This window comes from Streptomyces sp. NPDC048297 (genome assembly GCF_043201585.1).
Taxonomy (GTDB): domain Bacteria; phylum Actinomycetota; class Actinomycetes; order Streptomycetales; family Streptomycetaceae; genus Streptomyces.
The window spans coordinates 37,460-51,150 of record NZ_JBICZA010000010.1 but is presented as its reverse complement, the minus strand read 5'-3'; the positions used below and the strand labels follow the sequence as shown (position 1 = coordinate 51,150).

12 protein-coding genes and 3 tRNA genes are annotated in these 13,691 nt (G+C 70.3%); 9 read left to right on the top strand and 6 right to left on the bottom strand.

The annotated features are described in order from the left end of the window. Positions 1 to 27: 27 nt before the first annotated feature. Positions 28 to 1,299, top strand: a complete 1,272-nt coding sequence (locus ACGFYV_RS13310) for a sigma-70 family RNA polymerase sigma factor (protein ID WP_393878631.1) — start codon at positions 28 to 30, stop codon at positions 1,297 to 1,299. A 61-nt stretch (positions 1,300 to 1,360) separates the two neighbouring features. On the opposite strand, the gene ACGFYV_RS13305 is transcribed toward ACGFYV_RS13310, so the two are convergent. From ACGFYV_RS13305 to ACGFYV_RS13290, 4 genes are all read right to left on the bottom strand, one after another. After that, entirely contained in the window at positions 1,361 to 3,289 is a 1,929-nt protein-coding gene (locus ACGFYV_RS13305; RefSeq protein ID WP_393878481.1) for an ABC transporter ATP-binding protein, read from the bottom strand. Beyond that, a complete protein-coding gene (locus ACGFYV_RS13300; protein WP_393878480.1) occupies positions 3,289 to 5,022 on the bottom strand; it encodes an ABC transporter ATP-binding protein in 1,734 nt (577 codons plus the stop codon). Before ACGFYV_RS13300 ends, ACGFYV_RS13305 begins: the two co-directional genes overlap by 1 nt. 189 nt (positions 5,023 to 5,211) lie before the next feature. Continuing rightward, positions 5,212 to 6,666 (bottom strand): FGGY-family carbohydrate kinase, encoded by a 1,455-nt coding sequence (locus tag ACGFYV_RS13295; RefSeq protein ID WP_393878479.1) that lies wholly within the window; start codon positions 6,664 to 6,666, stop codon positions 5,212 to 5,214. Positions 6,667 to 6,755: 89 nt separating this feature from the next. Further along, positions 6,756 to 7,055 carry a YtxH domain-containing protein gene (locus ACGFYV_RS13290; RefSeq protein WP_393878478.1) on the bottom strand — a complete coding sequence of 100 codons (300 nt, stop codon included), beginning with the start codon at positions 7,053 to 7,055 and terminating at the stop codon, positions 6,756 to 6,758. 158 nt (positions 7,056 to 7,213) lie between these two features. Here ACGFYV_RS13290 and ACGFYV_RS13285 point away from each other — a divergent pair. The 3 genes from ACGFYV_RS13285 (at position 7,214) to ACGFYV_RS13275 (ending at position 7,617) form a co-directional block, all read left to right on the top strand. Beyond that, positions 7,214 to 7,286, top strand: a tRNA-Asn gene (locus ACGFYV_RS13285). Positions 7,287 to 7,292: 6 nt separating this feature from the next. Continuing rightward, positions 7,293 to 7,365 (top strand) — tRNA-Asn (locus ACGFYV_RS13280). Positions 7,366 to 7,540: 175 nt separating this feature from the next. Further along, a tRNA-Ile gene (locus ACGFYV_RS13275) sits at positions 7,541 to 7,617 on the top strand. Positions 7,618 to 7,826: 209 nt separating this feature from the next. Here ACGFYV_RS13275 and ACGFYV_RS13270 read toward each other — a convergent pair. Both ACGFYV_RS13270 and ACGFYV_RS13265 read right to left on the bottom strand, forming a co-directional pair. After that, complete coding sequence (locus ACGFYV_RS13270; RefSeq protein WP_393878477.1) at positions 7,827 to 8,003, bottom strand: hypothetical protein; 177 nt, start codon at positions 8,001 to 8,003, stop codon at positions 7,827 to 7,829. Beyond that, a complete protein-coding gene (locus tag ACGFYV_RS13265; protein ID WP_393878476.1) occupies positions 8,000 to 8,182 on the bottom strand; it encodes a hypothetical protein in 183 nt (60 codons plus the stop codon). The genes ACGFYV_RS13270 and ACGFYV_RS13265 overlap by 4 nt, the downstream gene beginning before the upstream one ends. Positions 8,183 to 8,413: 231 nt before the next feature. Here ACGFYV_RS13265 and ACGFYV_RS13260 point away from each other — a divergent pair, with 231 nt between their 5' ends. From ACGFYV_RS13260 to ACGFYV_RS13240, 5 genes are all read left to right on the top strand, one after another. Next, entirely contained in the window at positions 8,414 to 8,674 is a 261-nt protein-coding gene (locus ACGFYV_RS13260; RefSeq protein WP_393878475.1) for a hypothetical protein, read from the top strand. Continuing rightward, on the top strand, positions 8,646 to 9,173 hold the full coding sequence (locus ACGFYV_RS13255; protein WP_393878474.1) for a DUF6879 family protein: 528 nt from the start codon (positions 8,646 to 8,648) through the stop codon (positions 9,171 to 9,173). Before ACGFYV_RS13260 ends, ACGFYV_RS13255 begins: the two co-directional genes overlap by 29 nt. Positions 9,174 to 9,197: 24 nt before the next feature. Then, positions 9,198 to 10,049 carry a helix-turn-helix domain-containing protein gene (locus ACGFYV_RS13250; RefSeq protein ID WP_393878473.1) on the top strand — a complete coding sequence of 284 codons (852 nt, stop codon included), beginning with the start codon at positions 9,198 to 9,200 and terminating at the stop codon, positions 10,047 to 10,049. A 223-nt stretch (positions 10,050 to 10,272) separates the two neighbouring features. After that, entirely contained in the window at positions 10,273 to 10,593 is a 321-nt protein-coding gene (locus ACGFYV_RS13245; protein WP_393878472.1) for a hypothetical protein, read from the top strand. Positions 10,594 to 10,889: 296 nt separating this feature from the next. Then, complete coding sequence (locus ACGFYV_RS13240; protein ID WP_393878471.1) at positions 10,890 to 13,637, top strand: AAA family ATPase; 2,748 nt, start codon at positions 10,890 to 10,892, stop codon at positions 13,635 to 13,637. Positions 13,638 to 13,691: the final 54 nt, after the last annotated feature.

Here is a 13,691-nt window from a genome sequence, read left to right as displayed (position 1 = left end):
TGCCGCTGCCGCACACCTTGAGCAGCGATCCTCCTGGAGGTCGCCCCCGTGCAGACCCAGACCCTCACCCAAAACGACAGCACCACCAGCGCCACCGCCGACGAGCCGGACGAGGACTCCGACGTCCTGGCCGCCGTCCCCCCGCAGGGCCGTGCCCTCCACCACCCCGAGTCCGGCCCGGAGCCGGGCCACGAGCAGGGCCTCGACCAGGGTCACGAACAGGGCCGCGAACAGGTCCTCGACCAGGGCCGTGAACCGGCCGACGAACCCGCGGAGCCGCCCGCCGAGGCGCTGGCGGAGGACCCCGACGAGCCGGGTGCGCCCGGCGCGTCCGACGAGGCCCCGGAACCCGCCGGGACACCGGCCGCCGCGCGTGGGGACACCGGCACCCCCACCTCGGACCTGTTCCGCCAGTACCTGCGTGAGATAGGCCGCATCCCGCTGCTCACCGCCGCCGAGGAGGTCGAACTCGCCCGCCGGGTCGAGGCCGGCCTGTTCGCCGAGGAGAAGCTGACCAGCACCCCCGACCTCGACAGCCATCTCGCGCTCGACCTGGACCGGCTCGTCGTCCTGGGCCGGATGGCCAAGCGCCGCCTCATCGAGGCCAACCTGCGGCTCGTGGTCTCCGTCGCCAAGCGGTACGTCGGCCGCGGCCTGACCATGCTCGACCTGGTCCAGGAGGGCAACCTCGGGCTGATCCGCGCGGTGGAGAAGTTCGACTACGCGCGCGGCTACAAGTTCTCCACGTACGCCACCTGGTGGATCCGGCAGGCCATGTCCCGCGCCCTCGCCGACCAGGCCCGCACCATCCGTGTGCCGGTGCACGTCGTGGAACTGATCAACCGGGTCGTCCGCGTCCAGCGCCGCATGCTGCAGGAACGCGGCTACGAACCCACCCCTGAGGAAGTCGCCGCCCACCTGGAGCTGCCGCCCGAGCGGGTCTGCGAGGTGCTGCGGCTCGCCCAGGAACCGGTGTCCCTGCACGCGCCGGTCGGCGAGGAGGACGACGTCGCCCTCGGTGATCTCATCGAGGACGGGGACGCGGCGAGCCCTGTCGAGTCCGCCGCGTTCCTGCTGCTGCGGCAGCATCTGGAGGCGGTGCTCTCCACTCTCGGTGAGCGTGAACGCAAGGTGGTCCAACTGCGGTACGGCCTCGCCGACGGGCGTCCGCGCACCCTGGAGGAGATAGGCCGCCTCTTCGGCGTGACCCGGGAACGGATACGCCAGATCGAGTCCAAGACCCTGAACAAGCTTCGCGATCACGCGTACGCGGACCAGCTGCGCGGTTATCTGGACTGAAAAGGGGGTCGCTCAACGGAAGTGAGCGACCCCCCTCATCCGGAGTCAGTGATGGTGAAGGTCAGTCCACCTCGGCCACAGCCTGCGCGAACTGGGCCTTGTACAGGCGGGCGTACGCTCCGTCCGCCGCCAACAGCTCCGCATGCGCGCCCTGTTCGACGATCGAGCCGTTCTCCATGACCAGGATCGTGTCGGCGTCCCGGATGGTGGAGAGGCGGTGGGCGATGACGAACGAGGTCCGGCCGTGGGCGAGTTTGGCCATGGCCTTCTGGATCAGCACCTCGGTACGCGTGTCGACGGAGGACGTCGCCTCGTCCAGCACCAGGATCACCGGGTCGGACAGGAACGCCCGCGCGATCGTGATGAGCTGCTTCTCACCGGCGCTGACCCCCGTGCCCTCGTCGTCGATCACGGTGTCGTAGCCGTCGGGCAGGGTGCGGATGAACCGGTCGGCGTGCGCGGCCCGCGCGGCCTCCTCGATCTCACCCCGGGTGACCTCACGCGAGGCACCGTACGCGATGTTGTCCGCGATGCTGCCGCCGAACAGCCAGGTGTCCTGCAGCACCATGCCGATCCCCGAACGCAGTTCGTCCCGGGACATCCTGCGGATGTCCACGCCGTCCAGGGTGATCCGCCCGCCGGAGACGTCGTAGAACCGCATCAGCAGGTTGACCAGCGTGGTCTTGCCCGCGCCGGTCGGGCCGACGATCGCGACCGTGTGGCCGGGTTCGACCTTCAGGGAGAGGTCCTCGATCAGCGGCTTCTCCGGGTCGTACCGGAAGGACACGTTCTCCAGCGCCACCCGCCCGCGCAGTTCGGCCGGCCGCTCGCCCGGTACCGGATCCGCCTCCTGCTCCTCCGCGTCCAGGAGTTCGAAGACCCGCTCGGCCGAGGCGACACCCGACTGGACCAGGTTCGCCATCGACGCGACCTGCGTCAGCGGCATCGAGAACTGCCGCGAGTACTGGATGAAGGCCTGCACGTCACCGATGGACAGCGCGCCCGACGCGACCCTGAGGCCACCGACGACCGCCACCAGCACGTAGTTCAGGTTCGACACGAACATCATCAGCGGCTGCATCACCCCGCTGTTGAACTGCGCCTTGAACGCGGCCTCGTACAGCGCGTCGTTCTGCTCGGCGAACTGCTTCGCCGACTCGTCCTGCCGCCCGAACACCTTCACCAGGGTGTGCCCGGTGTACATCTCCTCGATGTGCGCGTTCAGCGTGCCCGTGGAGCGCCACTGCTGCACGAAGTGCGGCTGCGACCGCTTGCCGATCCGGGTCGCCACCAGGAACGACAGCGGCACGGTCACCAGCGCGACCAGCGCCAGGATCCAGGAGACGTAGAACATCATCGCGAGCACGCCGATGATCGTCAGCAGCGAGTTGATCAGCTGGCCCATCGACTGCTGGAGCGTCTGCCCGATGTTGTCGATGTCGTTGGTCGCCCGGGAGAGCACCTCGCCGCGCTGGCGCTTGTCGAAGTACGACAGCGGCAGCCGCGACAGCTTGCCCTGCACGGACTCCCGCAGCCGGTACATCGTGCGGTTCACGGCCCGGTTGACCAGCCGCGTCGCCACCGCCATCAGCAGACCGGCGACCAGGAACGTGACCAGCGCGAGCAGCAGGACGTCGCCGACGGCGCCGAAGTCGATGCCCTTGCCGGGCGTGAAGTCGGTGCTCCTGAGCATGTCCGCGACGGAGCCCTGGCCCCGCGCGCGCATCGAGTCGAGCACCTGCTCCTTGGTGGCCCCGGCCGGCATCTGCCGGCCGATGATCCCGGCGAACACCAGGTCGGTGGCCTTGCCGAGGATCTTCGGGCCGATCACGTTCAGGGCCACGCTGACGACCACGCACAGCAGCAGGGCGTAGATGGTGACCCGTTCGGGCCTGAACTGGGCGACGAGCCGTTTGCCCGACCCCTTGAAGTCCATCGAGCGCTGGTCGGGGCCGCCCCCGGCCATCATGCGTCCCATGGGCCCGGCCATCAGGCAGCCTCCGCTTCCGTGAGCTGGGAGAGGACGATCTCCCGGTAGGTCTCGTTGCCGGCCATCAGTTCGTGGTGCCGGCCGGAGCCGACCACCCGGCCCTCGTCCAGGACGATGATCCGGTCGGCGTCCCGGATGGTCGCCACGCGCTGCGCGACGATCACCACGGTGGCCTCGGCGGTCTCCTCGGCGAGCGCCGCGCGCAGCGCCGCGTCCGTGGCGTAGTCGAGCGCGGAGAAGGAGTCGTCGAAGAGGTAGATCTCCGGGCGCTGGACGAGCGTGCGCGCGATCGCGAGGCGCTGGCGCTGGCCGCCGGACACGTTCGTGCCGCCCTGCGCGATCGGTGCGTTGAGACCCCCCTCCAGCTTGCTCACGAAGTCCTTGGCCTGCGCGACCTGGAGCGCGTGCCACAGTTCCTCGTCGGTGGCGTCCGGATTGCCGTAGCGCAGGTTGGTGGCGACGGTGCCGGCGAACAGGTACGGCTTCTGCGGCACCAGTCCGACGGTCCTGGCGAGCAGGCGCGGCTCGACCTCCCGGACGTCGGTGCCGTCCACCAGCACCTCGCCCTCGGTGGCGTCGAACAGCCGCGGCACCAGCCCCAGCAGGGTCGACTTGCCGCTGCCGGTCGAGCCGATCACCGCGGTCGTCTCACCGGGCCGGGCCTCCAGACCGATGGACTTCAGCACCGGCTCCTCGGCCCCCGGATAGCGGAAGCCCGCGCCGCGGATCTCCAGATGCCCGTGCCGGCGCAGCTCGGTGACCGGCGCGAGCGGCGGCACCACGCTCGACTCGGTGTCCAGCACCTCTTCGATGCGCTCGGCGCACACCTCGGCGCGCGGCACCATCATGAACATGAAGGTGGCCATCATCACGGACATGACGATCTGCATCAGATAGGCGAGGAACGCGGTCAGGTCGCCGATGCGCATCCCGCCGCTGTCGATGCGGTGCGCGCCGAACCACACCACCGCGATGGACGACAGGTTCACCACCGTCATCACGATCGGGAACATCAGCGCGAGCATCCGGCCGGTGGCCAGCTGCATCTCGGTCAGCTCGGCGTTGGCCTTCCCGAACCGGCCCTGCTCGTACTCGTCCCGGACGAAGGCGCGGATCACCCGGTTGCCGGTGATCTGCTCGCGCAGCACCCGGTTCACCGTGTCCAGACGGACCTGCATGCTGCGGAACAGCGGCCGCAGCCGGCGCACGATCAGCGTCACGCAGATGCCGAGCACCGGGACGACGGCGACGAGCACCCCGGACAGCGGCACGTCCAGACCGAGGGCCAGCACGATGCCGCCGACGCACATGATGGGTGCCGACACCATCAGCGTGAACGACAGCAGGACCAGCATCTGGACCTGCTGGACGTCGTTCGTCGTCCGGGTGATGAGCGAGGGTGCCCCGAAGTGACCCACCTCACGCGAGGAGAAGGACTGCACCCGGTCGAAGACCGCGCCGCGCAGGTCCCGGCCGAGCGCGGAGGCGGTCCGGGCGCCGTAGTAGACGGCACCGATGTTGCACACGACCTGGAACAGCGAGATGCCGATCATCACGGCACCGGAGGACACGATGTAACCCGTGTCACCCTTCACGACACCGTTGTCGATGATGCGTGCGTTCAGGTTGGGCAGGTAGAGGGTGGCGCAGGTCTGCAGGAACTGCAGCAGCACCAGAAGTGCGATGGGTTTCTTGTAGGGCCTGAGATAGGTCCGCAGAAGTCGTATGAGCACGCTACGTCTCTCGGAGTCGGCGGTGGGGGCAGGTGTGCCCCTGGCCCCTATCGTCGGACACTCCACCGGCGTTACCTCAACCGATTAACCCAACAGCGGATATTCGTAAGGCCTTACGGGTGCGGTCTGAATCCAACGCGTTTACGACGTAATGCCCCTTATGTGCTTCCCCGGTGTTCCCGGTGTTCCCTAACCCTGGAACGCCCCCGGATGGGTCTGCTCACGCACCGCCGTGAACTGCTGGCGCACCGCCTGGCCCACGGGCAGCTCCTCACCCGGCTCCAGCACCTGCGCGACCGGGCCCTGCCAGGCCGGCGGGGTGCGCGGATCGAGCGTGCCCTGCGACACCCCGAGCGCCCAGGCCGCCTGCCGGGCCGCACCGATCGCCGTGTAGTCGGCGGGCTGCGGTACGACGACCTGCGCCGCGAACAGCGAGGGCGCCGCGGCCTGCACGGCGGGCAGCTCGGCGGCCGGGCCCAGCAGGAAGATCCGCCGCACGTCCACGCCCCGCCCGCGCAGCACGTCCAGCGCGTCCCCGAGCCCGCACAGCATGCCCTCGAACGCGGCCCGCGCCAGATGTTCCGGCCGCATCGACTCCCGCCGCAGCCCGGCGATCGTGCCGGCCGTGTGCGGGAGGTTCGGCGTCCGCTCACCCTCCAGATAGGGGAGCATGACCAGCCCGTGCGAGCCCGGCGTGGACTTCATCGCCAGCTCGGACAGGCTCTCCAGATCGGGCAGGCCGAGCAGTTCGGCGGTGCCGCGCAGGGTGCGCACGGCGTTCAGGGTGGTGACGACCGGCAGGTGCATGCCGGTGGCGTCGGCGAGCGAGGTGATCATCCCGGACTGGTCGGCGAGCGGCTCCGGGTGCACGGCCATCACCGACCCGGACGCCCCGAGCGAGACGACCGCGTCGCCGAGCCCGATGCCCAGCCCGAACGCGGCGGCCATGGTCTCCCCGGTGCCGGCGGAGATCAGCAGCCCCTCCGGCGTCGTACCGGCCGCCTCGGCCGGGCCGATCACCTCGGGCAGCATCGCCTGGTGCCCGAGGGCCAGCTCGACCAGGTCGGGCCGGTAGCCGCCGGTGGCCGCGGACCAGTACCCGGTGCCCGAGGCGCCGCCGCGATCCGTCGTACGGCGCACGGGCCGCCCGAGCAGCTGCCACACGAGCCAGTCGTGGGCCTGGAGCAGCACCGCGGTCCGGCCGGCGTTCTCGGGTTCGTTCTTCGCGAGCCAGCGCAGCTTGGTCACCGGCTGCGCGGCCTGCGGCACACAGCCGACCGCCTGCGCCCAGGCCTCCCGGCCGCCCAGCGCGTCGACCAGGTCGGCCGCCGCGATCTGCGTCCGCTTGTCACCGCCGGTCATCGCCGGGCGCACCGTGTTGCCCTGCGCGTCGAGCGGGACCACCGCGTTCTGCTGCGAGGAGACGCCGATGGCCTGCACACCCTCCAGCAGGCCGCCCCCGGCGGCCTCGCCCAGGGACAGCAGCCAGGCCTGCGGATCCACGTCACTCGGCCGCGGTGCGCCGTCCGGCGCCTCGACCGGGTGCGGTGCGTATCCCTGCCGTAGTACGGCACCGGTGTCCGTGTCGCAGACCACGATGCGAGTGAAATCGGACGAGCTGTCCAAGCCGGCGACTATCCCCATACGGAGAATTTTGCAGCATCGCGGCGCGTGCGGGAGTCCGGGGACGGTCACCTCGCCGGCTGCCCGTCTGTCCGGCGCCGAAAGTTCCCCTACGTGTTGCTGGTGCCCCAGTCGTCCTCCGGGGTGCCGTTCAGGTTGCGCAGGGAGCGGACGCGCTGGGCGACGGACTCGGGGACGCGGTCGCCGACCTTGTCACTGACGGTGTGGAAGGCCTTGCCGGCGTAGACGCGGCCCTGCTGGGCGGCGGTCTCGGCGGTGTTGCGCACCGCGGGGTTCTCGGCGATCCGGCGGGCGGACTTCTTCAGCTGCTCGTAGCGCTCGCGTCCGGCCCTGGTGCCGAGCACGTAACCGAGTGCCAGTCCGGCGAAGAACGTGAGCCGGTAGCGCATGGCGGCCACCCTTCCCTTGCGTAGGTCTGTGGTGCGGCGTCGGGGCCTGGGGATACCGATTGGCGGAGCACCCCCCTGCTTGCGCTAATGTATGTGTCGCAGCGAGCGCCCGCCCCCTGGCGAATACCCAGGTAGGTGCGTTCGATGCAACGAGGCGATCCTCCGTAGCTCAATTGGCAGAGCAGCCGGCTGTTAACCGGCAGGTTACTGGTTCGAGTCCAGTCGGGGGAGCTTCGGTCCTCCGTAGCTCAATTGGCAGAGCAGCCGGCTGTTAACCGGCAGGTTACTGGTTCGAGTCCAGTCGGGGGAGCGCAGTGAAGAGGACCCCTTGGGGGTCCTTTTTCATGTCCCCGGGAACCACGGCGCGCGGCCGGAAGTCTCAAGGTCAGGAAGCCGAGCGGAAGCCGACCATCCGAAGCAGGAGATCGTATGAGCGGCTATGCTGCGGCAGACGGCGCGCACACTTGTACGCGACACGCCGCTATGGGGCGGTAGCTCAGCCGGTTAGAGCAGCGGACTCATAATCCGTCGGCCGTGGGTTCGAGTCCCACCCGCCCCACCACCGCTGGTCGGTGCAGGAACGATTTCACCTGCGCCGACTATGCACCTCCCGGGCTGACGGCCCGTGGAACGACACGACAGAGATCGCCTGCTCGCCCGCTGCTCGCCCGAAAGGCAGACGGTCAAGACATCGAGCGGCCCCGGCCGGATCGGCGGCCGGTCGGGGCCACGCTCGGTGCCGGCTCGTCGGTGGCGCCGAGGGCCAGAGGGTCAGTCGCGGCGTCGAGGCCGTGCGGCCGGTCGTACCGGGCAGGTCTGCTGGGGGAGGGGACGGCAGCGTTCCTCGTGCACGGTGGCGGTGATGCCGGGGCCGGTCGGGGCGAAGTGGTGGACGGTCACGTACCGCTCGTCGGGGCCGATGGGTTGGTCGCAGCGTGTGCAGATCATCGGCGGACACCCCCGCTCTCCGCGCGGCGGGCCGTCGACCATGCGCGGCGCAACCGGCCCGCCTCGGGGCATGCGACGGCGGTGTTCCTGTGGCAGGCGCGGCAGGTGGCGCAGTGCTCCAGCAGCGCCTTGTACTCGGCTGCCGCGGGCACGGCCGGGATGGTTCTGCTCTGGCCCATGTCGACGCTCCTCACGTGGCGTTGACCGCGCCCGGGGAGGCCCGTCGCCTCGCCGGGGTTCGTCATATCCACCGACGCTAGGAGTGAGGTGTGCGGCACGACCAGCGATGTGCAGATCTTTGCGGAATGCTGTTGCGGCCTGGTGAGCTGACGCGTTTACGCCCTTGACCGTGTGCGCCGGACGAGCCACGGTGACGCAAAGAACTGCACATCACATGGATGGAGGCAGGCGTGCCGCTACGGTTCGTCGGGATCGACCCCGACACCAAGACAGGAGACTCGCCGACCGTGTGGGTCGACCAGGAGAAGAACGAACTCGTCCTCCAGGGATGGAAGCCGGGCCCCGAACTCGAAGCGGAGTGCGCGGCGTTCGAGGTCCCCGGTCACGCGGTGGGCATCCCGGACGACGAGGCCGTGATCCGTATCCCCGCCAGGATGGTGCACATGATCCGGGAGGCGTGCGATGTCATCGAGCACCCCGACCATTGCTGACCTGATGAACGAGTGCACGCGCTCTGCCGTGCACCTTGAGATGCGCGACCACTACGGCGTGGCCGCCGAAGCCGACGACTTCCGCGAGTGGCTGGAGACCGGGCACGTCGACACCGACCCGGCCTCGCCCGGCTGGGCGCCGTGGGTCGGCCTCGTCTCCCGGGCCGCCGCGCGCGGCGTCGTCGTCCGCCGGGCCCGCATCGTGTCCGAGCCGGTCACCGACTACATCCGCTACGAGCACGCCTCCACCGTCGTCAACGTCGCGGCGGGCGAACAGGTCCGTTGGCTGCCGCGCCGGCAGGCCGGCACGATCGCCCTGCCCGGCAATGACTTCTGGCTGTTCGACGACCGTCTCGTCCGGTGGGGATACTTCTCCGGAGACGGCGCCCTTGTCGGTCACGACATCTCCGACGACCCGGGCGCCGTCAAGCTGTGCGCGGAAGCCTTCGACGCCGTCTGGGACCGCGCCACCCCGCACGACCAGTACCGGATCCACTGACCAGAAAGCACCGGCAGCCAGCTCATGCCCGCCTCGCCGTCCTCTTCCGCCCAGGCCGCCCGTGAAGCCGTCGCCCACCGGCTGCGCGACCTCCGTAAGGAAGCCGGCCTGACGGTCGTGCAATTGGCTGCCGCGTGCGGCTGGCACTACTCCAAGACGAGCCGCATCGAGAACGCCCTCACCGGCCCGTCCGCCACGGACATCCGCCATTGGTGCACGGCCGCCCACGCCGACGACCAGGCGCAGGATCTGGTCGTCCAGTCCATCAACGCCGAGTCGATGTACCGGCAGTGGCGCGACCAGGTCCGCGCGGGTCTTCGCCATGTCCAGGAGAGCCGCGGCAAAGCCTTCCGCGCGACCGAACACTTCCGGGTCTATTCCTCCGGCCTGGTGCCCGGACTCCTGCAGACCGAGGGCTACGCGCTCGCCGTCCTCCACATGGCGGCCGGCATCCACGACGTGGAGACCGACGACAGCGCGGAGGCCGCACGAGCCCGCGTCGAACGGTCTCGCATCATCCACGAGCAGGGGCACCGCTTCGTCGTCGTCATCGAGGAGGCGGTGCTGTACTACCAGGTCGCCGACCCGGAGGCGATGGCCGCCCAGTTGGGCTACCTGCTCACCGCAGGCGCGCTGCCCGCGGTGTCCCTCGGCATCATCCCGATGACGGCCCGGCGGACGCGCTGGCCTGAGGAGACCTTCCACGTCTACGACGAGCGTCTCGTATCGGTCGAGTTGGTGTCCGCCGAGGTGAGCGTCACCCAGCCCTCGGAGATCGCCCTGTACGTGGAGGCGTTCGAGCAGTTGCGCGGCATGGCCGTGTACGGGGCCGACGCCCGCGCGCTGATCGTGAAGGCCATCGACGCGCTGCGCTGACCCCGGACAGGACGGACCGGCCGTGCCTTCCGGGGCGATGAGAACGGGTCGGCAGAGCAGTCGGTGGCACGTGCATGTGAAGGGACTCATACCGGAAATGTCAACGACCTAGCCCGACCGGCGGCGGAATGGGCACAGACACCGGAGGTGCCCGCGTGCTCGAGGCGGCAGGTCTGACGGCGGACCGCTCTCCGAGACCGATCGCCGGCTGCTCTCGCTGCTCATGGCGGGCGTCGCGGACAAGGCGATCGCCAGTGAAATGGGGCTGAACCGGCGTACGGTCCAGCGTCACATGCAGCACATGATGATGCCGGCGGGCGCTACCACGCGGATGCGGCCGGCCCGGCAGGCAGCACGGCGCGGCCGGCTCTGGGACGCGAGCGCTCGCTTCACGCTCCGTCGCCGCGCGCGACGCCCGTATCCGAGTGATCTGCCCTACGGCGGCAGGGAGGTGTGTTCGCCCGGCTCGGTAGCCCGCTCAGGCAGCTGCTACGGCAAAGGGAAGGGTCCGGCTCCGTCCTCGAAGGCGGTGAAGTTCTGGTGAACCCTCTTGCCCCACGGGTTCACGCTTTTTCGCGGGTCGGAACTGGTGTCCCTGATGGGGACGATGAGCGTTGCGAAGGTGCGGAGGCGCACCGCACGGCGGTACGCGGAAGATGACTTCGGCCCGTGCCATGCTCCTCACCATTGCTTCACAGAACCATTGCTTCACAGCGGCCGGCCGCTCCGAACCATTGCCTCACAGCGGCCGGCCGCTCCGAAAGCCAGCGACAGCGAGCGACAGCGAGTCGGCCGGCCCGTCGCCTTGGATGACCTGATACACGGCAAAGGGTGCATGACATGAGCGTCAAGGGCCGATTCGAGGAGCGCGCGGAACTCGCGCACCTGCTGGCGCAGTTGCGCGAGGGCATGAGCGGCGTCACCGTACTGCGGGGTGATGCCGGTATCGGCAAGTCCGTGCTGCTCGACCACACGGCCTCCGAAGCGGCCGACCTTCGGGTGCTGCGCGTCGTCGGCGTGGAGGCCGAGGCCGGTTTCGCCTTCGCGGCTCTGCACCGGATGCTCGTGCCCCTCCTGGACGACCTGAAGGAGCCGGGCGCGCTGCCCGCCGCCCAGCACCAAGCCCTCAGGGTGGCCTGTGGACTGTCGGACGGCCGGGCCGCCGATCGCTTTCTGGTCGGACTCGCCACGCTCACGTTCCTGGCGGAGACGGCCAAGGAGCGTCCGGTGCTGTGCTGTGTCGACGACCTCCAGTGGCTGGATCAGGAGTCGCTCGGCGTCCTGACGTTCGTGGCCCGCAGGGTGCATGCCGAGGGCGTCGGTCTGCTCTTCGCCGCCCGGACGGGGTTCGACGTACCGGCGGATCTGCCGGTCACCGAGGTCGCCGGTCTGCGAGAGGCGGACGCGCTGGACCTGCTGAGGTCGGTGGTGTCCGGACCGCTGGACTCCCGGGTGGCCGCGCGCATCGTCGCCGCGACGGGCGCCAACCCGCTGGCCCTGACCGACCTGGGCCAGGAGCTGTCCGCCGAACAGCTCTCCGGTGGCCTCGCGCTGCCCGAACCGCTGCCCGTGGGCAGCCGGCTGGAGGAGCACTACCTGCGGCAGGTGCGGGCGCTGCCGGAAGCGACGCAGACCTGGCTGGTGATCGCCGCGGCGGAACCCGGCGGGGACCTCACCGGCATCGAGGGCGCCGCCGGCCTGCTGGGCCTCGGGCCCGACGCGCCCTCGTCGGCCGAGACGGCGCGGCTGGTGACGGTGGGCGCGACGGCACGCTTCCGCCATCCGCTGGTGCGGTCGGCGGTGTACGGCGGAACGACGAGCGTGCGGCGACGGCAGGTCCACCGTGCCCTCGCCGAGGTCACCCGGCGCCCCTCGGACGTCGATCGCCGAGCGTGGCACCTGGCCGCCGCCTGCGTGATACCCGACGAGGAGGTCGCCGCCGAAGTCGAACGCTCGGCCGACCGGGCGGGCGCCCGCGGCGGTCACGCCGCCCGCGCCACGTTCCTCACACGCGCGGCCGAGTTGACCCCCCAGGGCGACCGCCGCGCCGGCCGGCTGCTCGCGGCGTCCGAGGCGGCTCTGACCTCGGGGGCGCCGCAGCAGGCCAGGACACTGCTCGACGCCCTCACCCTGAGCTCACTCGACGACGTCAGCCGGGGCAGGGCCCAACTGGTGCGTGCGCATGTGCTCATGGCCATGGGCGAGGCCGACTCCTTCGCGCAGGCGCCCGGCATGTGCCTGGATGCCGCCGTGGCCTTCGGCGAGCAGGCGCCGGATCTCGCCCGGGACGCCTTGATGCGTGCCGTCGAGCGCGCGATCGCCGCGGAACACCTCATGCAGCGCACGACGGTGGACGAGATCGCCCGGACGATCACCCGCCAGCTCGGCCGCAGGAACGAGGACACGGTGCTGGAGGCCGTACTGCACGCCTTCGCCGCACTCATCTCGGACGGCTACGAGTCGGCGATTTCCCGGATCCGCCGGGCATGCGCCATGTTGCTGGATCCGCGTACCCCGGACGAAGTCGTCCTGCGCGGCTATCTGCCCTGCGTGACGCTGAGCACGATCCTCTGGGACGAGCCGACGCAGACGGCGGTCATCCACCGGGCCATCGACTCCGCCCGGCGGAGCGGCGCCTTGTGGCATCTGGACACCGCCCTGTACTGCGCGACTCTGTGCGCGACGAACCTGGGACAGCTGGCGGAAGCCGACGACCTGCAGACGGAGGGCAACCAGATCCGGGCCGCGATGGGCGCGAACGACGAGGTCTGGGCGATCTACCGGTATCCCGAACTCCTCGCCTGGCGTGGGGGCGACGACCTCGAACCCGTCCTGCGCGGCTCGATGGAGTCCGCGGCCCGGCTGGGCATCGGCTTGGTCGAGTCCATCGCCCGTATCGGGATGGCCGTGCTGGGCTCCGGCCGGGGTGACTACGGCGCGGCGAGCGCGATCGTCCGCGACCTCGTCGACCACGACACGACCCGCCTCCATTCCCGGCTGCTGCCGCAGCTCGTGGAGGCCGCCGCGCGCTCCGGGGACCGGCTGCTGGCCAGTACCGCCCTGGACACCCTGAGCAGGCGCGCCACCGCGGCCGGCACACCGTGGGCCCGCGGGCTGCTGGCGCGTTCGCAGGCCCTGCTGGCCCCCGTCGCGGAGGCCGAACCCCTCTACCGCGGGGCGATCGAGGTGCTCTCCGGGACCCGGGCCCGATCCGACCTTGCCCTCGCCCATCTGCTGTACGGCGAGTGGCTGCGCCGGCGCAAGCGCCGCAAGGACGCCCGTGAACCGTTGCGGGCCGCCCTGGCGCTGTTCGAAGGCATGGGGGCCGCGGGGTACGCCGCGCGGACCGCTCAGGAGCTTGCCGCCACCGGCGAGCAGGTCCCCCACGGGCATGCCGGTCCGAAGGACGGGCTGACGGCCCAGGAACTCACCATCGCCCGGCTCGCCCGGTCCGGGGCGACGAACGCCGAGATCGCCGCTCAGTTGTTCATCAGCGCCAACACGGTCGACTACCACCTGCGCAAGGTGTTCCGGAAGCTGGACGTGACCTCCAGACGGCAACTCACCCAGGCATTGGACGAGAGATAGCGGTCAGCGGACGAGAGATAGCGGTCGGCGGACGAGAGACAGCGATCGGCGGAC

Coding starts and splice junctions, on each gene's coding strand:
- ACGFYV_RS13290 (WP_393878478.1), bottom strand. CDS start 7,055: ATGCGCTACCGGCTCACGTTCTTCGCCGGACTGGCACTCGGTTACGTG.
- ACGFYV_RS13240 (WP_393878471.1), top strand. CDS start 10,890: ATGAGCGTCAAGGGCCGATTCGAGGAGCGCGCGGAACTCGCGCACCTG.
- ACGFYV_RS13255 (WP_393878474.1), top strand. CDS start 8,646: ATGTCATCGAGCACCCCGACCATTGCTGACCTGATGAACGAGTGCACG.
- ACGFYV_RS13265 (WP_393878476.1), bottom strand. CDS start 8,182: ATGGGCCAGAGCAGAACCATCCCGGCCGTGCCCGCGGCAGCCGAGTAC.
- ACGFYV_RS13250 (WP_393878473.1), top strand. CDS start 9,198: ATGCCCGCCTCGCCGTCCTCTTCCGCCCAGGCCGCCCGTGAAGCCGTC.
- ACGFYV_RS13305 (WP_393878481.1), bottom strand. CDS start 3,289: ATGGCCGGGCCCATGGGACGCATGATGGCCGGGGGCGGCCCCGACCAG.
- ACGFYV_RS13245 (WP_393878472.1), top strand. CDS start 10,273: ATGGCGGGCGTCGCGGACAAGGCGATCGCCAGTGAAATGGGGCTGAAC.
- ACGFYV_RS13270 (WP_393878477.1), bottom strand. CDS start 8,003: ATGATCTGCACACGCTGCGACCAACCCATCGGCCCCGACGAGCGGTAC.
- ACGFYV_RS13295 (WP_393878479.1), bottom strand. CDS start 6,666: ATGGGGATAGTCGCCGGCTTGGACAGCTCGTCCGATTTCACTCGCATC.